Annotated in this window: 16 protein-coding genes; 9 read left to right on the top strand and 7 right to left on the bottom strand. The window is 67.7% G+C overall.

Going from position 1 to position 19,854, the window contains the following annotated elements:
- Window positions 1-115 precede the first annotated feature (115 nt).
- Window positions 116-370 carry a WhiB family transcriptional regulator gene (locus tag HH308_RS11955; RefSeq protein ID WP_170194428.1) on the bottom strand — a complete coding sequence of 85 codons (255 nt, stop codon included), beginning with the start codon at window positions 368-370 and terminating at the stop codon, window positions 116-118.
- 316 nt (window positions 371-686) lie between these two features.
- Window positions 687-1,649, bottom strand: a complete 963-nt coding sequence (locus HH308_RS11950) for a diacylglycerol/lipid kinase family protein (RefSeq protein ID WP_170194427.1) — start codon at window positions 1,647-1,649, stop codon at window positions 687-689.
- A 50-nt stretch (window positions 1,650-1,699) separates the two neighbouring features.
- Here HH308_RS11950 and HH308_RS11945 point away from each other — a divergent pair, with 50 nt between their 5' ends.
- On the top strand, window positions 1,700-2,137 hold the full coding sequence (locus HH308_RS11945; protein ID WP_211188432.1) for a hypothetical protein: 438 nt from the start codon (window positions 1,700-1,702) through the stop codon (window positions 2,135-2,137).
- A gap of 75 nt (window positions 2,138-2,212) precedes the next feature.
- Entirely contained in the window at window positions 2,213-3,010 is a 798-nt protein-coding gene (locus HH308_RS11940; RefSeq protein ID WP_170194425.1) for a ParA family protein, read from the top strand.
- 333 nt (window positions 3,011-3,343) lie between these two features.
- Here HH308_RS11940 and HH308_RS11935 read toward each other — a convergent pair whose 3' ends face one another.
- Both HH308_RS11935 and HH308_RS11930 read right to left on the bottom strand, forming a co-directional pair.
- Window positions 3,344-4,606 (bottom strand): Rv3212 family protein, encoded by a 1,263-nt coding sequence (locus tag HH308_RS11935; protein ID WP_170194424.1) that lies wholly within the window; start codon window positions 4,604-4,606, stop codon window positions 3,344-3,346.
- Between the two features lie 34 nt (window positions 4,607-4,640).
- The gene (locus HH308_RS11930; protein ID WP_170194423.1) at window positions 4,641-6,314 is read right to left on the bottom strand and encodes a DEAD/DEAH box helicase; all 1,674 of its coding nucleotides are present in this window, start codon (window positions 6,312-6,314) and stop codon (window positions 4,641-4,643) included.
- 294 nt (window positions 6,315-6,608) lie between these two features.
- On the opposite strand from HH308_RS11930, the gene HH308_RS11925 reads away from it, so the two are divergent.
- The gene (locus HH308_RS11925; RefSeq protein WP_170194422.1) at window positions 6,609-7,286 is read left to right on the top strand and encodes a ferritin-like fold-containing protein; all 678 of its coding nucleotides are present in this window, start codon (window positions 6,609-6,611) and stop codon (window positions 7,284-7,286) included.
- Between the two features lie 75 nt (window positions 7,287-7,361).
- Window positions 7,362-7,595 (top strand): DUF3107 domain-containing protein, encoded by a 234-nt coding sequence (locus tag HH308_RS11920; RefSeq protein ID WP_170194421.1) that lies wholly within the window; start codon window positions 7,362-7,364, stop codon window positions 7,593-7,595.
- A gap of 57 nt (window positions 7,596-7,652) precedes the next feature.
- Here the strand turns inward: HH308_RS11920 and fasR are convergent, their stop codons facing one another.
- Window positions 7,653-8,351, bottom strand: coding sequence for an HTH-type transcriptional activator FasR (fasR, locus tag HH308_RS11915; protein WP_170194420.1), 699 nt, complete (start codon window positions 8,349-8,351; stop codon window positions 7,653-7,655).
- Between the two features lie 96 nt (window positions 8,352-8,447).
- On the opposite strand from fasR, the gene HH308_RS11910 reads away from it, so the two are divergent.
- From HH308_RS11910 to HH308_RS11900, 3 genes are all read left to right on the top strand, one after another.
- Window positions 8,448-9,470 (top strand): DUF3152 domain-containing protein, encoded by a 1,023-nt coding sequence (locus HH308_RS11910; protein ID WP_170194419.1) that lies wholly within the window; start codon window positions 8,448-8,450, stop codon window positions 9,468-9,470.
- An 81-nt stretch (window positions 9,471-9,551) separates the two neighbouring features.
- Entirely contained in the window at window positions 9,552-10,727 is a 1,176-nt protein-coding gene (gene moeZ, locus HH308_RS11905; protein ID WP_170194418.1) for an adenylyltransferase/sulfurtransferase MoeZ, read from the top strand.
- A gap of 72 nt (window positions 10,728-10,799) precedes the next feature.
- Window positions 10,800-11,654: a TIGR02569 family protein gene (locus HH308_RS11900; RefSeq protein WP_170194417.1), complete on the top strand. Its 855-nt coding sequence runs from the start codon at window positions 10,800-10,802 to the stop codon at window positions 11,652-11,654.
- Between the two features lie 36 nt (window positions 11,655-11,690).
- On the opposite strand, the gene HH308_RS11895 is transcribed toward HH308_RS11900, so the two are convergent.
- Window positions 11,691-11,999 carry an MGMT family protein gene (locus HH308_RS11895; protein ID WP_170194416.1) on the bottom strand — a complete coding sequence of 103 codons (309 nt, stop codon included), beginning with the start codon at window positions 11,997-11,999 and terminating at the stop codon, window positions 11,691-11,693.
- A gap of 2 nt (window positions 12,000-12,001) precedes the next feature.
- Window positions 12,002-12,784, bottom strand: coding sequence for an alpha/beta fold hydrolase (locus tag HH308_RS11890; RefSeq protein ID WP_170194415.1), 783 nt, complete (start codon window positions 12,782-12,784; stop codon window positions 12,002-12,004).
- Window positions 12,785-13,070: 286 nt separating this feature from the next.
- Here HH308_RS11890 and HH308_RS11885 point away from each other — a divergent pair, with 286 nt between their 5' ends.
- Together HH308_RS11885 and HH308_RS11880 are read left to right on the top strand one after the other, a co-directional pair.
- Window positions 13,071-16,451 (top strand): ATP-dependent helicase, encoded by a 3,381-nt coding sequence (locus tag HH308_RS11885; RefSeq protein ID WP_246284544.1) that lies wholly within the window; start codon window positions 13,071-13,073, stop codon window positions 16,449-16,451.
- On the top strand, window positions 16,444-19,845 hold the full coding sequence (locus HH308_RS11880; RefSeq protein WP_170194414.1) for an ATP-dependent helicase: 3,402 nt from the start codon (window positions 16,444-16,446) through the stop codon (window positions 19,843-19,845). The genes HH308_RS11885 and HH308_RS11880 overlap by 8 nt, the downstream gene beginning before the upstream one ends.
- Window positions 19,846-19,854 lie beyond the last annotated feature (9 nt).

Below are 19,854 nucleotides of genomic sequence, written 5' to 3'. Positions count from 1 at the left end.
TGGTGCAGCACAAGGGCCAAGACACGCCTTCATGCAACGGAAGAAGGACCCGCCGAGGTGGCCGGGTCCTTCTTCGCGAGGGTGCCGCCGGGCTGTGGCGGCGAACTTTCGGTCGTTAGACGCTGCTGCGGGCGCGGGTGCGAGCATTGCGGCGCTTGAGTGCGCGGCGCTCGTCTTCGCTCATTCCGCCCCACACGCCGGCGTCCTGGCCCGAGTCCAGTGCCCACGACAGGCAGTCCGCTGTAACCGGGCAACGGTTGCAGACGAGCTTCGCATCAGCGATCTGAGCGATGGCCGGTCCGCTGGTTCCCACTGGGAAGAACAGCTCCGGATCCTCATCGCGACAGATTGCCTTGTGACGCCAGTCCATTCCTTCTCCTTAAGGTGCCTTGCGCACCACTCATCGACTCGTTCGAGTTCGTTGGCTGTAACAGCTAGTTCACACACGCGCACACTGAATGTTTCCGCGTTGTTGCTTGTGAATACTTTCACGAATTGACGTTAAGTCAATAGCCTTCCGTTAACACGTGGTCAAAGTCACTGCCCCGGGGGTACTCGAAAGTAGCCCCGTACCGTTGTACTACTGTGTTGGCGATCTGACCAGGGTTTTTTACAAAAAGTCCAGGTCACAGGCGTGGCTTACACGCGTGGCATTTGCCGCGTCGAACAGTGAAACCGCAGGTAGATCAGGGTGCGACGATCTGCAAGGCCGCCTTGCGATAGCTGAATTTCAATCGCTGATGGGTGCCGATGTAGTCGCCGTCCATCTGTACGTCAAGGGGCTGCGATGCGGTGAATGTCACTTCGCGGACATCGTCGTTGCGGTAGAGGTGGCGAGCCTTCGGCTCGGCGTTGGCGAGCAGCCGGTAGGCCAGCGGAAGGTTTGCCAGCACGCCCATCGACGACGCTGCGAAGATGCCCAGCCCGTTGTCGAACCCGGTGGTCGGGTTGGTGCGGATCTCGCGGCCGCCGAGGTAGGTCCACGGGCTGGCATTGCTGACGAACCCGAACGCGACGTCGGGCAGATGGATGGGTGCGTGCGCACCCTTCGGGGTCGGATGCAGTTCGACGTCGACGTCGAAGCGCGCGGCGTCGGCGCTGTGTCGGATGAACGTGGCGACGGTGGTGCGCAGGTAGCGGTTCGGTGTGGCCGCCTTGCCCGCATTGCGTTTGCGTTCCATCTCGCGTACGACCATGGCGTCGATGCCCATGCCGCAGTTGAAGATGAACCAGCGGTCGTCGGTGTGGCCGAGGTTGACCGCCCGCTTCTTGTCGGCCTGGAGCAGTTCGATGAGTTGGCCGGTCGCGCGCAGCGGGTCCGGTTCGATGCCGACGGCACGGGCGAAAACGTTCGCACTGCCGCCGGGGATCACTCCGACGGCGGGCAGCTCGTCGGACTCCGGCCGGGGCGCGCCGGGCGAGCCGAGGATGCCGTTGACGACCTCATTCACCGATCCGTCGCCGCCGTGCACCACGACGACGTCGAAGGCCTCGGCGCGGGCCCGCGCGGCGAGTTCGCCCGCATGCCCGCGATGGGTGGTGTGCTCGACGACGAGGTCGAAGCGCGAGTTGAGGGTGTTGACCAGCGCGTCGCGGCCCGCAGGGGTCGTCGAAGTCGCGAACGGGTTCACGATCAGCATGGCGCGCACGGCGCCAAGGATATGGGGTCGCGGCGGAATCCACATAATCGGGCAATACCCTGGGATCTGTGGAGGACAACGCGCCGAACGAACGGCCGACCATCGATGACAAGCCGCCGACGACGATTCGCCGGGCCGGAGCGCTCGTGGCGCTCGAAGGCGGACTGGGCGTGATCGCCGCCGTCGTGATGGTGATTCTGGGACTGCGCGGCGACGATCAGTCGATCGCCAACAGTTATGGCACCGGGGCGTGGTTCGCGATCATCGGCGGCGGTGTTCTCGTCGGCGGAATCGCGCTGCTCAAGGGCCGTCGGTGGGGCCGGGCGATCGCCGTCGTCGCGCAGTTGCTGCTGTTGCCGGTCGCCTACGCACTGCTCACCGACAGTCATCAGCCGCTGTACGGGATTCCGCTGATCATCGCCGTGATCGTGGTGATGGTGCTGCTGTTCATGCCGGCGTCGGTGCGGTGGCTGGCGCACGACTACGGGGACAGCTGACCACGGGACAGCGATGACGCCGCGCCACCGAACGCCTGACGCGCCGCCCGATCAGGAACCCAATACCATGTCGGTATGACCCGCACGCTTGCCATCGCAAACCAGAAGGGTGGCGTCGCCAAGACCACCACGGTCGAATCATTGGGGGCGGCGCTGGCCGACCTCGACGTGTCGGTGCTCGTCGTCGACCTCGATCCCCAAGGCTGCCTTACCTTTTCGCTCGGCCACGACCCGGATCAACTGAAGACCTCGGTGCACGACGTCCTGCTCGGCGAAGAGGAGATCGGCGACGTCCTACTCGACACCGAAGACAATGTGACGCTGCTGCCCGCGACCATCGACCTCGCCGGTGCAGAGGCGCTGCTGTTGATGCGGCCGGGCCGCGAATATGCGCTCAAGCGTGCACTCGCGGAGGTCGCCGAGGACTTCGACGTGATCCTGCTCGACTGCCCGCCGTCGCTCGGCGTGCTGACGCTCAACGGACTGACCGCCGCCGACGAAGTAGTGGTGCCGCTGCAGTGCGAGACCCTCGCGCATCGCGGTGTCGGGCAGCTGCTACGTACCGTCACCGAGATCCAGCAGATCACCAATCCGAAGTTGGAGATGCTGGGAGCCGTTGCGACACTTTATGATTCGCGCACGACGCACTCGCGCGACGTCCTCTCCGACGTCGCCGATCGTTACAACCTCCCGGTCCTCGACCCGCCGATTCCGCGGACCGTGCGCTTCGCCGAGGCCTCGGCGTCGGGCAGCTCGGTGATGCGCGGACGCAAGAACAAGGGCGCCGACGCCTATCGCGAGCTCGCCGCGAATCTCTGGAAGCACTGGAATTCCGATGCGCCGCTGGCGACTTTCGACGCGGTGGTGGAGTGAGGTCTTAGCACTCCGCGGGTTGTGCTGTGGTCTTCCGCTGGTTGAGCCGACCCTCCTGCTGGTTGAGCCGTCCCTTCCGCTGGTTGAGCCGTCCCTCCTGCTGGTTGAGCCGTCCCTTCCGCTGGTTGAGCCGGGCCGGAGCGTTAGCGAAGGCCCGTGTCGAAACCACGTGAGCCGACGAGACCACCGCACCAAACACATAGCGACAGTTAGCGACTCGTAGCCCGATGGTTTCGACTCGGCTTCGCCTCGCTCAACCAGCAGGATGCGGCGAAGCAGGCACTCCACTGCGCTCGCCAAACCCGGTTCAACTCAACCAACGGCGGGCAGCGCCTAGCTGATCGGCGCCGCGCCGTAGGCGTGCAGCGTGTCGCCCCATTGTTCGTAATAGGTGCCGCCGAGCACCCCGCCGGCGACGGTCTGGCCGTGATAATCCTTGCGGGACAACGCAATCGTGCGTACCTCGTGCGCGTCGGTCGATGCCCGCACGGATATTCCGGCGGCAGTCGGCAACAGCAGCTGCCCGCCCATCACGACGCCCGGGCCGAGCGTGTTGGGGATCTGATACAGCGGCCGGACGCTCTGGGCGTCGAGCACGACGGTCCCGGTCCCGGTCCAGAACGTGGTCAGTCCGCCGCGGGTGATCGGCGTCGAATCGATCGGCGGCCCGAGCGGGCCGTTGACCGTGCTCTCACCGATTTGCGCGCCGTCGGAGTTGAATTGACGGATCGTGGCGCCGCGTGGTTCGGGGCTGTTGCCGCCGCCGTCGTAGACGGCGATCCCCGACGTCGACATCGCGATGAGTCGCGGCGGAGGCTGGGTGGTGCCGCTGCTGATGATCGACGATCCGTATTGGGTGACTTTCTCGTCCTTGTCCAGGGTGGCGCCGAGGACCGTCAGCCGGTAGCCGGGTTCGTGGTCGCAGCGCTCGATCACCGCGACCCGGGAGCCGGCGATCGCCGACGAGTGGATCAGACACAATTTGCCCTCGTGGGGCTGCACTCCGGGCTTCACCGGGGCGTCGACGCGGCCGTACTCGATGCCGCGGACCAGGTTGTTGCCCCAGGTCTCCAGGCGGGTGGGGCCCTGGGCCAGCATGTACCCGTCGTCGGTGATGAGCTGGATCGTCGAATCGGCGAGGCTCGTGCGGGCCGCGGTGCGTCGTCCCGACCCGGCGTCGAACGTCGTCACCTCGCCGCAGCCGCGCGAATTGCGGTATGCGGCGACGGCGAGGTCGGTGCCGGCGCCTCCCCACGCGGAGAACGCGCACAGCGGCAGATCACGTCGATAACTCCACACCGCTCGCCCGGTCGCCGGATCGCGGCCGACGAGGGAGCCGTCCGCCCCGGTCAGGACCACGGTCTGGGTGGTCTGCGGGACGGGCGCCGCGGTCGACGCCGCGGTCCACTTCTCGACGAAACGTTCCGGCGCGACCTCGGGATCGGTGACCGCGGGCGCGGACTTGGCCGCCGGCTCACTGGAGGTGTGCCGGGCCGGGCTGAACCACCAGACGGTCACCCCGACGACGGCCAGCACGGCGACGATGCATAACGACACCGCTATGTCGATCGGGTGCCGGCGTTCCGGTGTGACCAAAGTTGCCCTTTACGAAGTGGATTCGCGAGCCGGGCTAGGACGCCGACTCGCCGTCCGCAACGCTACCCGAGGCGTCCGGCGACGCCGCGTCCGTCGCGGCCGTGTCGGACGAACGACGACGCCGGCGGCGGCGCTTGCGGACAGCTCCGTCGGTCGTCGTCGCGGGGCCGTCGCCGCTCTCGCCGTCTGCGGCGACATCGGTAGTTTCGCCGTCGGTCGAGTCGGCCGACTCGACGGTCTCGGTTGAGTCGCCGTCGACCGGCTTGCCGCCGCGGGTGCGCCGCCGCGAACGCGTGGCCCGCTTCTTGGCCCGCTCGGCCTCGCGCTGCTCGCGGCCGTCGTCGGTGCGCTCGGCCGTTCCCTCGGGACGCGGTGCGACGACGCGGCCGGTCGCGTCCTCGGGGATACCGAGGTCGGTGCGCAGATGCTCGGAGCTGGAATAGGTCTCCACCGGCTCCGGCACACCGAGGCCCAGGGCGGCGTTGATCAATTCCCAGCGATGCAGCTCGTCCCAGTCGACGAGGGTGATCGCGGTGCCGCTGCGCCCGGCCCGGCCGGTGCGGCCGATGCGGTGCACGTAGGTCTTGTCGTCCTCGGGGCACTGGTAGTTGACGACGTGGGTGACGTCGTCGATGTCGATGCCACGGGCCGCGACGTCGGTCGCGACGAGGACGTTGATGGTTCCGTTGCGGAACTTCTTCAGTGCCTTCTCACGGGCGATCTGCCCGAGGTCGCCGTGCACCGCACCGACGGCGAACCCGCGCTCGGCGAGGTCGTCGGCGACCTTCTGCGCGGTCCGCTTGGTTCGGGTGAAGATCATCGTGGCGCCGCGGTCGGTCGCCTGCAGGACACGCGCGACCAGCTCGGACTTGTCCAGGGCGTGGGCGCGGTAGATGAACTGGGTGGTGCGCTCGTGGACGGCCGAATCGTTGGCGTGCTCGGCGCGGATGTGCGTCGGGCGGTGCAGGAACGTCCGGGCGAGGGTGACGATCGGGCCCGGCATGGTCGCGGAGAACAGCATGGTCTGGCGGGAGCCGCCGCGCTCGGCGTCGGGGAGCGCGGCCATGATGCGCTCGATGTCCGGGAGGAAGCCCAGGTCGAGCATCTCGTCGGCCTCGTCGAGGACCAGGATCGCGACCTTGCCGAGGATGAGATGACCCTGCTGGGCCAGGTCGAGGAGGCGTCCGGGCGTGCCGACGACGACGTCGACGCCGGCGCGCAGCTCGGCGATCTGCGCCTCGTAGGGGCGACCGCCGTAGATCGACGTGATCTTGAGCGGACGAACCGTGCCGTCGGCGAGTTCGACGGTGAGCTTCTTCGCGGCGACGCCGAGGTCGCCGGTGACCTGCAGACACAGTTCACGGGTCGGGACGATCACGAGCGCCCGCGGGGTGTTGTCGAGCGGACGGATGCCCGACGGCGCGTCGCCCGTCGCGCGTGCCAGGCGGTGCAGCAACGGCACGCCGAAGCCCAGCGTCTTGCCCATGCCGGTGCGGGCCTGACCGATGAGGTCGCTGCCGCCGATGGCCAGCGGCAGGGTGAGTTCCTGGATCGCGAAGGTGTTGGTCTTGCCATCGTCGGCGAGTGCCGCGACGATGGCGTCGTCGACGCCGAGCTCGGCGAACGTGGGTGGTACGTGCTCCTCGTCGACGATGGTGGTCTGCACGTCGTCGCCGGGCGGAGCCTGCGGTGTTGTGGTCTCGGTCATTGCGGTGGTGCCTTCCTAGCTGCGTTCGCACGCACAAAAAGGCTCTCTGCCAGCAAGAATGCGGTGTGGCACTCGTCGGCGGCCCGGCGTCGGGCGCCTGCGAGCAGGCTCAGGTGTGCGCGCACATCATCGAAGACGAACATCGCGACGCGGGCACATGAGCCGGCGCGACTTGCTCCGCCAGGGCCGTTCTACCGCGTCGATGATGGACGCCGACGATAATTGTACCTGGTGAGGACCGGTGGCTCACCACTGGTGAACGTCGGGACGCCCTCTCGCCTACCATTTACAACCATGGCGGAGAGTTCAGCGGTGCCCACGGAATCGGATGCGGCTTTGGAGCGGGGGATCACGAAACTGTTCGCGGTGCTGCTGGCGGGGGAGTACGCGGCCTACACCCGATTGATCGCCGAGTCGGCGATGGCCCCCGACATCGCCAGCCGAGTAGCGATCGCCCGGATGGCGAGCGCGGAGATGGGCCACTTCGATCTGCTGGCCGCGCAGCTCGAAGCACGTGGCGGCGATCCGATCAAGGCCATCGGCGACTACGTCGACGTCTTCGACCGCTACCACGGTGCGACCAATCCGAAGAGCTGGTACGAGGCGATGATCAAGGCCTACATCGGCGACGGTCTGGCCGCCGACTTCTACCTCGAACTGGCCCACATGTTGCCCGACGACGCGCGCGCGGTGGTCGAGGGCGTGATGGCGGAGACCGGCAACTCGGCCTTCGCGATTGCGCAGGTTCGCGGCAAACTCGCCGCGGAGCCCGTCCTGCGCGGACCGTTGACGCTGTGGGGGCGTCGACTCCTCGGCGAGGCGATCACGCACGCACAGTGGGTGCTCGCCGCCGAAGACGACGTCACCGATCTGCTGTTCCAGGGAACCGGCGATCTGCAGGCGGTGTCGCGGTTCTTCGACTCGGTGTCGGACCGGCACGCACAGCGGATGGCCGACTTGGGATTGGCGTAGCGCCTCGCGACACGACACTTACGCTGTCAGCGGAGCGGCTCCCGGCACGGCTCGCCGGTGAACTAACCTGGTGACATGAGCGTCGAAGTCAAAATTGGCATCTCCGATAGTCCCCGCGAACTGACCATCCAGTCCGCAGATTCCAGCGACGATGTGTACGCCGCGATCGAGACCGCTCTCGGCGGCAAGTCGGCACTGTTGGCACTGACCGACGAGAAGGGTGCGCGGTTCGTGGTGCCGGTTACCAAGATCGCCTACGTCGAGGTGGGCAAGTCGGAGAGCCGCAAGGTCGGGTTCGGGGCGGCGTAAACCGTCTGCGCTGTCAAACCTGTTCAGCGACAACAATTTCCAATCTTCGGCCGACGATCAGTGATCGTCGGCCGAAGTCGTATCCGGCGTGGGGGCCTCGGCGTCGGAGCTGTCGGCGACGCCGACCTCGCCCAGGGCGTGCATCGGGACGCCCGACAGTCCGCCCCACAGCAGGGCGACGGTGGTGTCGACGGCGGTCTGCTTGTCGATCGGGCGACGCGCCTCCAGCCAGTAGCGGGCGTTGACCTGACTCGCGCCGACCAGGCCCGCGGCGAGCATGCGGGAGCGATACGGATCGAGGCCGGAATCGTGCATGACCAGCCCGTACACGGCGTCGACGCAGGCTTCGGTGGCGCCTTCGACGCGGCGGATGACCGCCGGATCCATCGCGTCGGAGGAGAAGATCAACCGGTAACCGGAGTTGTCCTGGTCGATGAAGTCGAAGAACGCCTGCACGGCGGCCCGGACCCGCTGGCGGTTGTCGGAGGTACCGGCCAGCGCCTTGTTGACGTCGCTGACGAGCTTCTCCGCGTGCGAATCGACGACCGCGATATACATGTCGAGCTTCGACGGAAAGTGTTGGTAGAGGACAGGTTTGCTCACTCCGGCGTGGATGGCGATCTCATCCATGCCGGCCGAGTGGTAGCCGCGCTCGACGAAGATCTCGCTGGCGGCATCCAGCAGTTGCAAGCGGCGGGCGCTGCGCGGCAGTCGTGCACCGGTACGTCCTGCGTGCGAACTCGCTGTCGTAGACATGCGTTCAGGTTACTCGCCGGTCGGGCGCACGTGTACGCCGGAGACACGTGGCGGGCGTTGACTGGCATTGACACGGGGTTGTGAGAAGGTTAACTCGTGAGCCGAACTGACGAAGGTTCGACCAGACCCGCGCAATCGTCCGACGCCGGGCAGTCGACGACGCCCCGACGCCCCCGTCCGGACCAGCCGCTGCGGGCTCGCTGGGACCCGACCGACGACAGTGGGCGCAGTCGCACCGACCGCGACGAGCCGCGCAAGAAGCAGTCCGCGCTGGGGCGTTTCGTCAGTACCTACGGATGGCGCGCGTATGCGATCCCGGTGCTCGTCGTGCTGACCATCGTGCTCATCGTGATCACCATCCAGGACTCGCACGCCGACAACGCCGCACCGGACTCCACGCCCGATCCGGCTGCCCGCAACACCGACGTCACCAAGGAGTCCAAGGCGATCGGTGCACCCACCGGCGACATCGCCGCCGCCGCGCTGCCCGCGGGTGCGCTGCCCGGCGGAGGGCCGTTCACCAAGGTGGGCAAGAAGACCTATCACGTGGTGCCGGGAACGACGGCGCAGGTGGGTACCGGCGGGCAGGTCTACACCTATACCGTCGAGGTGGAGAACGGGCTCAACGGAACGGACTTCGGCGGTGACCGGAGTTTCGGGAAATTCGTCGACGCGACGCTGGGCAATCCGCGCAGCTGGACCGGTGACGGCAAGGTGTCGTTCCGCCGGATCGACACCGGTGAACCGGATCTGCGGATCTCGCTCTCGTCGACCAACACCGCTCGTGAACTCTGCGGATACCAGATCAAGCTGGAGACGTCCTGCTTCTACCCGCCGACCAAGCGGGTCACGCTCAATGAGGCCCGGTGGGTGCGCGGGGCGTCGTCGTATCAGGGCGACGACATGGGGTATCGCCAGTATCTGGTGAACCACGAGACCGGCCACGGCATCGGCTATGAGAAGCATCAGCCGTGCAAGGAGAACGGCGCGCTGGCGCCGATCATGATGCAGCAGACCTTCGGTACCGCCAACCGCGACATCATGGCGCTCGACCCGGACATGCAGGCCAATGCCTCCTACGTCTGCCGGCCCAATCCGTGGCCGTTCCCCGAGCGCTGAGGGTTCCTTCCGACGGTGGAATGACTCGCGCCCGCGTGGTGTTGTGATTGGAGTTGATTTCGCACAATCTGGAGGCACGAAGTGTCGTCGCTACCACCCCTGGTCGAACCCGCAGCCGAACTCACTAGGGCTGAGGTCGCCCGGTACAGCAGACACCTGATCATCCCCGACGTCGGGATGGACGGTCAGAAGCGACTCAAGAATGCGAGAGTCCTGGTCATCGGCGCGGGCGGACTCGGCTCGCCGACGTTGCTGTACTTGGCCGCGGCCGGTGTGGGAACGCTGGGCATCGTCGACTTCGACGTCGTCGACGAGTCGAACCTGCAACGTCAGGTGATCCACGGTCAGTCCGACGTCGGCAAGTCGAAAGCGCTCAGCGCCAAGGAATCGATTCAGGAGATCAACCCGTTCGTCGACGTCGTGCTGCACGAGCAGCGGCTCGAGCCCGAAGGCGCGATCGAGCTGTTCTCGCAGTACGACCTGATCCTCGACGGCACCGACAACTTCGCGACGCGATACCTCGTCAACGACGCCGCGGTGCTCGCGCACAAACCGTATGTCTGGGGCTCTATCTACCGTTTCGAGGGGCAGGCGTCGGTGTTCTGGGAGGACGCCCCCGACGGTCGCGGACTGAACTACCGCGACCTGTATCCGCAGGCACCGCCGCCGGGAATGGTGCCGTCCTGCGCGGAGGGCGGCGTCCTCGGGATACTCTGCGCCTCGATCGGCTCGATCATGGGGACCGAGGCAATCAAACTCATCTGCGGTATCGGCGAGCCGCTGCTCGGCCGCCTGATGGTCTACGACGCCCTGGACATGACCTATCGGACCATCAAGATCCGCAAGGATCCGGCCGGTGCGAAGATCACCGAACTCATCGACTACGACGACTTCTGCGGCGTCGTGTCCACCGAGGCGGCCGACGCCGCAGCCGGATCCACGCTGACCGCCGCCGAGTTGAAAGCCAAGATCGACGCCGGTGACCGGCTCGCCCTGATCGACGTGCGCGAACCCGTGGAATGGGAGATCGTCCGCATCGACGGTGCGACGCTGATTCCCAAGGGCGAGTTCGAATCCGGTGCCGCACTCGCGCAGATTCCGCAGGATCGTCAGGCCGTCGTGTACTGCAAGACGGGGGTGCGTTCGGCAGAGGTGCTCGCCACGCTCAAGCGCGCCGGGTTCGCCGACGCGGTGCACCTGCAGGGCGGAGTCACCGCGTGGGCGAATCAGGTAGATCACAGCCTGCCGGTGTACTGAGAGTTGCCGGTATTGCGCTTCGATGAGCGTGGCGTCCGCGGGAATGTCGGGGCCGATCGGTAATCTCGGGTTGTGACCAGCGTTGAACCTCCCGAGCACGTCTTGCAGACGTTCGGGCTGACCGCACACCCGCCGATCGCCATGGGTAATTCCTGGACCGGTGGATGGCGGGTAGGCGAGGTCGTGCTGTCGATGGTTCCCGACCACGCGCGGGCCGCGTGGTCGGCGTCGATTCGGGAGAATCTCTTCGTCCCGGGCCTGCGGATCGCCCGGCCGTTCCGGTCCACCGACGGTCGCTATGTGGTGGCCGGGTGGCGCGCGGACACCTATATCGCCGGCGCACCGGAACCCCGCCACGACGAGGTGCTGCAGGTCGCGGAGCGATTGCATGACGCGTTGGCGCCCATCGAACGTCCTCGATTGCTGTTGCAGCAGCCGGCCCCGCCGATTACCGACGTCGACGTGTTCACCGCCGCCGATCGCGCCGCGTGGGAGGACGTGCCGCTGCGTACGGCGCGCGCCGCGCAGATCGACGAGCCGACCACCGAAGACGGCAAGGTCAGCGTCGAGATACTGAAAACCCTTGCGACGCTTCGCAAGAAGGTGGATTCGCCGTCGCAGGTGGTGCACGGCGATCTGTTCGGGACGGTGCTCTTCGCCGGTGCCGCGGCTCCCGGCATCACCGACATCGTGCCGTATTACCGCCCTGCGGCGTGGGCGTCGGCGGTGGTCGTCGTCGACTCGCTCGCGTGGGGCGGCGCTGACGAGGCACTCGTCGACCGATGGTCGGATCAGCCCGAGTGGCCGCAGATGATGTTGCGCGCCACCATGTTCCGGCTGGCGGTGCACGCCCTGCACCCACGTTCGACGACGGGTGCCCTGCCGGGACTCAAGCGGGTCGTCGACCTGGTGCGATTGATGGTCTAGCGGAGATGGGACGTTTCCCGGTCAGCCGCGACTCCGCTAATCGGCCGCGGGGATCTCCCAGCGGCACTGCCGCAACAGCACTCGGCCGTCGCGGATCGGAACACCTTCTGCGCGAAGCTCTTCCAGCTGGCGATGTAGGAGGTGCGGTGCCGGGCGGCCGCCCGCGCCGATCACCCGGTGCCAGGGGAGGTCGGCGCTGTCGGTGCGCATGATCCAGCCGACGATGCGGGCGTTCGACAGTCCCGCGGCGTCGGCCAGATCACCGTAGGTGCTGACCTTGCCCGACGGGATCGCGGCCACGAGAGCACGTACCCGCTCGACGTCGTCGTCGGTGACCGACGCCACCGCTACAGCCTCGCCCGAATCAGCGCGGCCACCAGCTCCGGTGCCAGGAAGGGCACCATGTGTTCGCAGTCGACGTGGCGGATATCAACGGAGGCAAGGGTTTTCGACGCCGCGTCGAGGAAGTCGGCGGAAACGAACGGTGGTTGTACACGGTCGGCGACGACGATCGTGGTGGGAATGTGCGCCGGTGGCAGTTCCGCCGGCCGGGCCATCTCGCTCCAGGCCGTCGCGGCGGCGGGCTGACTGACGCGCCAGCCGACGCGCCCGTCGACGTCGATGAGGTGGGTGGCGATCTCCGCTTCGAGGATGTGGTCGGGAACCAGCGCCCAGCCCTCCGCGCGCTTGGCGGCGCGGGCGTCGTCGGCATCGGCGTAGGTCCAGTGCGCCATCGACTCCTGCGCTATCTGCGACGCCCAGTCCGGCGCGAGTCCGTGCGCGGGGTCCAGGAGCACCAACGCTCGTACGGCGTCGGGTCGACGTCGGGCGAGACGGACGGCCAGTGCCCCGCCGAAGGAGTGACCGACGACGACGATCGGCAACTCGGCGGCGTCGACGCGAGCGTCGAGGACGTCTTCGATGGCGTCGAGATGCGCGTCGAACGACCACGGTGCCGTCCACGGCGATTGTCCATGTCCGAGCAGATCGGGCGCGACGATCCGGACGTCGCGAAGATGTTCGTCGGCCAGCGGCTCCCAACGACGACCGTGCCCAGTGAGGCCGTGCAGAGCGAGAACAGTCGGTGCTCCGGGAGCGCCCGGGAAGACGATGGTGTTCAGTTGGGGCATGGTCCGATGATGCCGGATCGGAAGCGAGGTGTGATTGCGGGGCCCACGCCCGGGTGAGAAGCGATGCCGCGACTTCCCGAACCGCGTCGCCGTCGCGACCGACTTCATCCCGAGTGCCGAGGTGAGGAGTTCGTTCTCCAGTGCCGAGGTGACCGACTCGCTCCCCGAGTGTTCAACACCGCTTCGAGTCGGTTCAACGTGAGTTCTCGTAACGAGATCGGGCAGCGGCCACCTGGGCATCACCCGCATAATCAACGTTGTCAGACCCACATGCTTCGATAGACCAATGACTCCCCGTACCCCGTCGGCGATGGCCGGCACCGCGTTGCGGACGCGTTTGGTGTCCGCGGCGGCGGATATCGGGGGAGCGCGGTGGTGGCCGGCGCGGGCACAACGCGTCATCGACACGATGCAGCTCAGCGATCCCGAACAGCCCTGGTTGCCGTACTACGTGCACGGCGGTCCGGGCACCGGCAAGACGTCGTTGATCGTCGACGCGGCGGTCGCCCGGTTGAGCAATCCCGACGTCGATCCGGAGTCGGTCCTGGTCCTGGCGTCGAGCCGGCGGGCCGCGACGGCGTTGCGGGAGCAGATCACTCGGCGGGTCTTGGCGGTCGGCGCCGCGGACGCGCAAGCCGGTGCGCCGCACCGGAAGATCCTCGGCGGCGCGTTGCGCGAGCCGTTGGTGCGTACGGTCCACTCGTACGCGTTCGCGATCCTGCGGTTGCAGGCCGCGGTCCACGACAATCCTCCGCCGCGGCTGATCACCGGTTCCGAGCAGGATGTGGTGTTGCGCGAGTTGCTGATGGGCGACATCGAGGACGGCGCGGCGTACTGGCCCGAGTGGCTGCGTCCGGCGTTGGCGACCGATGGTTTCGCGCAGACGTTGCGCGACATGCTGATGCGCGCCGCCGAACGGGGCGTCGGACCGGAGGAACTCATCAGGCTCGGACGGACCCACAAACATCCGGAGTGGGCGGCGGCCGGATACGCGTATCAACAGTACGAACAGAACATGTTGTTGCGGGGATCGGTCGGCGTCGCGGCGCCGCATGCGTCGGCGCCCGCCGTCGACGCCGCCGAACTCGTGGGTTCGGCGCTGTCGGCGTTCGCGACTGATCCGGAATTGCTCACGGTGCAACGCAACCGGGTCCGGCATCTGTTGGTCGACGACGCCCAGCATCTCGATCCGCAAGCGGCGCAACTGATCCGGCTCATCGGTACCGGAGCGGATTCGACCATCGTCACCGCCGACACCGACCAGTCCGTCTTCTCCTTCCGAGGCGCGAGCCCGCGCTTCGCGGAATCGCTGACCGACGCCGGGTCGCCGCGAGACATTGTGCTGGACACCGACTTTCGCAGCACCGCCGACATCAACCGGGTAGGTGCCGCGCTGGCCCGCAGGCTTGCCGGGCATCGTCCGCACGCGTATCCGGAGCCGGTGTCGGACCGTCGCGACGACACCGCGCAGGTGCGGGTGTTCACCTCGGCCGCGAAGGAGGCGACGGCCGTCGCCGATCTGCTGCGGCGCGCGCACCTGTTCGACGACGTGCCGTGGTCGTCGATGGCGGTGATCGTGCGGTCGGTGGCATTGGCGGCGCCGGCGCTGCGGCGTGCGTTCCGCTCGGCGGGCGTTCCGCTGACCACCCCGGCGTCGGATCTGCCGCTGCACCGCCAGCGCGCGGTGTCGGCGTTCCTGCTCGCGTTGCGGGTCGTCGACGCCACCAGCGCCGACCCCGACGTCGTCGACGCCGATCCGTTCGACGCCGACGACATGGTGACCCTGCTGTCCGGGCCGATCGGCGGTGCCGACCCGGCGTCGCTGCGCAGGCTCCGCCGCGGAGTGCGTCGCATCGACGAGACATCCGCCCCCGAAGCCGACGTCGACTCGTTGGCATCGCTGTGGCACGCCCTGACCGACCGGGAAACCGCCGATCGCTATCTCGCATCGTTGTCCGACGTCGGGGCGCGTCCGCTCAAACGCACCCTCGACGTCGTCAATGCGGCACGACGGACGAATGCGTCCCATCGCGGCGTCGAAGAGACGCTTTGGGCGGCCTGGCAGGCATCGGGACTGGAAAAGCGTTGGGCGGCAAGCGCATTGCGTGGTGGTCCGGTGGGGGAGCAGTCCGATCGCGACCTGGATGCGATGGTCGCGATGTTCGAGGCGGCCGCGTCGTTCACCGACAATCTGCCGACCGCGGGCGTGGGGGCATTCGTACGGCACCTGACCGCGCTGCAGATTCCGCGCGATTCGCGGGTGGCCCACGCCGCCACCGAGTCGGTGACAGTGCTGTCCGCGCACGCCGCGGCCGGTCGGGAATGGGACGTCGTCGCGGTGGCCGGGGTCCTCGACGGGTTGTGGCCGTCGCTGCGCTCGCGCGGCAGCGTCTTGGCGACCGGTCAACTGATCGACCTCCTCGAGGGCATCGATCCCGAGGCCGTCGACACCGTCGCCCGCAGCTCGATCGCCCTCGCCGACGAGCGCCGACTGCTACTGGTGGCCTGTACCCGTGCGCGGCGGCGCCTGCTGGTCTCCGCGGTCGAAGACGGCAGCGGTGAAGCGTCGCCGTCGCGATTCATCCCGGAGATCGCCGCTGCACTGGGTCAACTCGGCACCGACGACTCCGCGGAGACCCAGGTCGACACATTGCCGGTGGATCCCGGCGTCGGCCGAGTTCTGTCGCTGCCTTCGTTGGTCGCCGCTCTGCGATCGGAGGTGGTGGCCGGCGGCGCACCCGACGCCCGGACCCGGGCCGCGGCGCAACTGCTTGCCCAACTGGCAGATTCGGACATCCCCGGTGCTCACCCGCGGGACTGGTTCGGGCTGGCCGGTCCGTCGACCGATGCGCCGCTGTGGACACCCGACCGCGGTCCTCGATCCCTATCGCCGTCGAATGTCGAATCGCTCAGCCGCTGCTCGCTGCGGTGGGTGCTGGAACGGCACGGCGGCCGGGACGGGAATGCCGCACCCGCGTTGACCGGAACGCTGGTGCATACCCTGGTGCAGGCGGTCGCCGGGCAGATCGCACCCGTCGAGGTGACCGAGGCGTTGCGGGAGATCTGGGATCGGGTCGATTCCGGGGCACAGTGGTATTCGGCGAAAGAGCTCGAACGTGCGGAGGGGATGCTGTCGAATTTCCGCGAGTGGCTCGCCCAGTCACGGTCGGAGCTGCGGGTGCACGGCGTCGAAACGGCGATCGACGCACAGCTGCCCGCCGATCCGGAGGACCCGACGTCGATTCCGATCCGGCTGGTCGGGCGCATCGACCGACTGGAGACCGACAGTTCGGGGCGGCCCGTCGTGGTGGATGTGAAGACTGGAAAGACGGTGATATCCGCCAACGACGCCGCCGAACACGCCCAGCTCGCGACATATCAGCTGGCACTGAATCTGGGCGGTGTCGCCGAGCTCGGTCCGGTTCAGACCGGTGGCGCGCGCTTGGTGTATGTGGCCCAGGGCAACCGTAAGACGGGAGCGTCGGTCCGCGAACAGGACGCTCTCACACCGGAATTGGTCGACCACTGGAAAGGCATCCTGCGGGCGGCGGCGAGAGCGAGCGTCGGTCCGGTGTTCACCGCGACTGTCAACCCCGGCTGCGGGCACTGCCAACTGTCGACCAGCTGTCCGGCGCAGCTGCGCGGAAAGTCGGTGATCGATGACTGACGGCTCGACGACGCCGCGCGTGTCGGCGACGAGTCTGGCTGCGGCACTGGGACTTCCGATGCCCACGCCGGAGCAGGTCGCGGTGATCGAGGCCCCGCTGGAACCCGTCCTGGTGGTCGCCGGTGCCGGTGCCGGCAAGACCGAGACGATGGCCTCGCGGGTGGTCTACCTGGTGGCCAATCGGCTCGTCGGGCCAGAGGAGGTGCTGGGACTCACCTTCACCCGCAAGGCCGCGAGCGAATTGGGCGCCCGCATCCGCCGCCGGTTGTCGATGCTGGTTTCCTCACCGGCACTGGTCAATTGGGATCCCGACGGTTCGCTGGCCATGCGGCTGCGCAACGCCGATCCCGAGGTCAGCACGTACCACGCGTACGCGGGTCGGCTCATCGCCGACTACGGCTTGCTGCTACCCGTCGAACCGGCGTCGACGCTGCTCAGCGAGACCGAACTGTGGCAGCTGGCATTCTCGGTGGTCAGCAACTGGCCGGGCCCGCTCAACACCACCAAGGTGCCCGCCGGCGTCACCGAAGCGGTGCTGCGGCTGTACGGCGAAATGTCCGAGCACCTCGTCGACTTCGACGATCTGGCGTCGTCGGGAACCGACCTGTACGACCTGATCGACACCCTGCCCAAGGGTCCTCGCCAGCGCGGCGAACCGTCGAAGAAGCTGCGCGACATCCAGGGCGTGATCAACGAGCGGCGCGAATTGCTCCCCCTCGTCGCAGCACTGATCGACAGGATGCGCGAACAGAACGCCCTCGACTTCGGTTCGCAGATGTCGTTGGCCGCGCGCCTGGTGACCGCCAACGCCGAAGTCGCTGCGGGAGAACGAGAATCGGTGAAGGCGGTGCTGCTCGACGAATATCAGGACACCGGGCACTCGCAGCGGATCCTACTCGCGACGCTGTTCGGTGCGGGTGTGCCCGACGCGCGCGGTGTTCGACGCGGCGCCGGTGTCGCGGTGACCGCCGTCGGAGATCCGATCCAATCGATCTACGGCTGGCGTGGCGCGTCGGCCGCCAACCTGCCGCGCTTCACCACCGACTTCCCGCACTCCGACGGCAGCCCGGCGCACCGGTTGGAGCTGCTGACCAGCTGGCGCAATGCCGCGCAAGCCCTACGGCTGGCCAACGAGACATCCGAAGAGCTACGGCGACAAGGGATTCCGGTCAGCGTTCTGCGGCCTCGGCCCGACGCGCCGATGGGCACCGTCCACCTGGCGCTTACGTCCACCGTGCTCGACGAGCGCAGCTGGATCGCCGACCACATCGAATCCCATTACCGCGCAGCCGAAGACGCGGGCGTGGCACCGCCGACGACGGCAATCCTGGTGCGGCGCAACGAGGATTCCGCGCCGCTGGCCGCCGAGCTGGAACGGCGGGGCATCCCGGCCGAGGTCGTCGGCATCGGCGGACTGCTGCACGTCCCGGAGATCGAAGACATCGTCGCGACCCTGCGGTTGATCGCCGACCCGCTCGCCGGAACGGCTGCCATGCGACTGCTGACCGGGGCACGCTGGCAGTTGGGCGCCGCCGACATCGCCGCACTGTGGCGTCGCGCCACCGAACTGGCCGCCGTCGAGTTCGCGGAGTCGAGCGGGGTGATGACCAGCGTCGACGAACTCAACGCCGCACTCGACGCCGCGCTGCCCGCCGAGATCGTCGACGCCGCCGGCATCGCCGACGCCCTGATCGACCCCGGGCCCGCCGAGCGCTACAGTCCCGCGGGTTTCACCCGGATCCGTTCCCTCGGTGGGCAACTGGAGATGTTGCGGCGCCGCATCGGACAGCCGCTTCCCGAACTCGTCGCCGACGTCGAGCACACGATCGGGGTGGCCGTGGAAGCGCAGATCCGGGCTCGCCGGATGCGCGGCGCGATCACCGGCCGCGAACATCTCGACGCCTTCGCCGACTACGTGACCGCTTACGCCGATCGCCCCGGCGCCACACTGCCCGGTCTGCTGTCCTTCCTCGACACCGCCGAGACCATCGAGAAGGGCCTGGAACAGGGCAAGATCGAGGTCGCCGAACAGCGTGTGCAGATCCTCACCGTGCACGCTGCGAAGGGGCTCGAGTGGGATGTCGTCGCCATCCCGCACCTGTGCCACAACATCTTTCCCAGCGGAAGGTCGGAGTCGACGTGGCTGGGCAGCGCCCGCGAACTGCCCGCCGAGTTGCGCGGTGACCTGGCCGATCGGGCCGGTGACGGTGTCAGCGAAGGGTTTCCGCCGCTCGACCTCTCCCGGGTCGGCGACCGCAAGGAACTCGAGGACGCCCTCACCGAGCACAAGGAGGCGATCGCGCGGCGGCGCCTGGAAGAGGATCGTCGGCTGCTCTACGTGGCGCTGACCCGCGCCAAGCAGTCGTTGCTGATTTCCGCGCATCACTGGTCGATGGGCGACGACAATCCTCGCGGCGGGTCGGCGTTCTTCGACGAGTTGCACGAGGTGATGACCGCGGCCATCGCCTCGGGCGATCCGCAGGTCGCCGACGGCCTGGTGATCGACGTCGACGAGCCGGCGCCCGAGCCCGGTACCACCAATCCGCTCGCCGAACACGTGGTGTCAGCACCCTGGCCCGCCGATGCGCTCGGCGACCGACGCGAAATCATCGGCGCCGCAGCGACTCTGGTACTCGATGCGATCGCCGCTCGCGATCAGCCGACACTGTTCGACGACCCGGACGCATCGGCCGAACCGGCCGACGACGATCCCGACGTGGCGCTCTGGCGAGCCGAGGTGGCTGCCCTGCTGGCCGAGCGGCACGGTGCCAATCAGGCGCATATCGTCGTCGAACTGCCGACGCATCTGTCGGTCAGCCAACTCGTCGACCTCGACACCGACGAGGCGCGCTTCGCCGAACGACTGCGCCGCCCGACGCCGTTCAAGCCGAATCCACTCGCGCGGCGCGGCACCGCGTTTCACGCCTGGGTGGAACGTCGCTTCGGCGCTACCCGGCTGCTCGACATCGACGAACTGCCCGGCGCAGCCGACGCGAGTTCCGGCGTCGACGATGATTTCGCCACACTTCAGGCCGCGTTCCTGGCGTCGCCGTGGGCCAATCGCACCCCGGTAGAGGTGGAGGTCCCGTTCGAAACGGTCATCGGCGACACGGTGATCCGTGGTCGGATCGACGCGGTGTTCGAGCAGCGCGGCGGTGGCGGCGGTGGTTCGACCTGGCTCGTCGTCGACTGGAAGACCGGAGCGGTACCCGAACCGGCGCAGCGGGATTCGCTCTACGTGCAGCTGGCCGCATACCGGATCGCGTGGGCCCAGTTGATGGACGTCGATCCGCACCAGGTGCGGGCGGCGTTTCACTACGTGCGCAGCGGGGTGACCTTGGAGCCCGACGATCTGCCGGACGAAGCGGGGTTGGCCGGGTTACTGAGCCACTGAGAGTCTAGG

The organism is Gordonia asplenii (assembly GCF_012933505.1).
GTDB classification, from domain to species: domain Bacteria; phylum Actinomycetota; class Actinomycetes; order Mycobacteriales; family Mycobacteriaceae; genus Gordonia; species Gordonia asplenii.
This window is presented reverse-complemented; position numbering and strand designations above follow the sequence as displayed.

What these genes read in the sequence shown, in the direction of transcription:
- HH308_RS11890 (WP_170194415.1), bottom strand. Translation starts at nt 12,784, where the DNA reads ATGCCCCAACTGAACACCATCGTCTTCCCGGGCGCTCCCGGAGCACCG.
- HH308_RS11920 (WP_170194421.1), top strand. Translation starts at nt 7,362, where the DNA reads ATGAGCGTCGAAGTCAAAATTGGCATCTCCGATAGTCCCCGCGAACTG.
- HH308_RS11925 (WP_170194422.1), top strand. Translation starts at nt 6,609, where the DNA reads ATGGCGGAGAGTTCAGCGGTGCCCACGGAATCGGATGCGGCTTTGGAG.
- HH308_RS11930 (WP_170194423.1), bottom strand. Translation starts at nt 6,314, where the DNA reads ATGACCGAGACCACAACACCGCAGGCTCCGCCCGGCGACGACGTGCAG.
- HH308_RS11940 (WP_170194425.1), top strand. Translation starts at nt 2,213, where the DNA reads ATGACCCGCACGCTTGCCATCGCAAACCAGAAGGGTGGCGTCGCCAAG.
- HH308_RS11955 (WP_170194428.1), bottom strand. Translation starts at nt 370, where the DNA reads ATGGACTGGCGTCACAAGGCAATCTGTCGCGATGAGGATCCGGAGCTG.
- HH308_RS11885 (WP_246284544.1), top strand. Translation starts at nt 13,071, where the DNA reads ATGACTCCCCGTACCCCGTCGGCGATGGCCGGCACCGCGTTGCGGACG.
- HH308_RS11880 (WP_170194414.1), top strand. Translation starts at nt 16,444, where the DNA reads ATGACTGACGGCTCGACGACGCCGCGCGTGTCGGCGACGAGTCTGGCT.
- fasR (WP_170194420.1), bottom strand. Translation starts at nt 8,351, where the DNA reads ATGTCTACGACAGCGAGTTCGCACGCAGGACGTACCGGTGCACGACTG.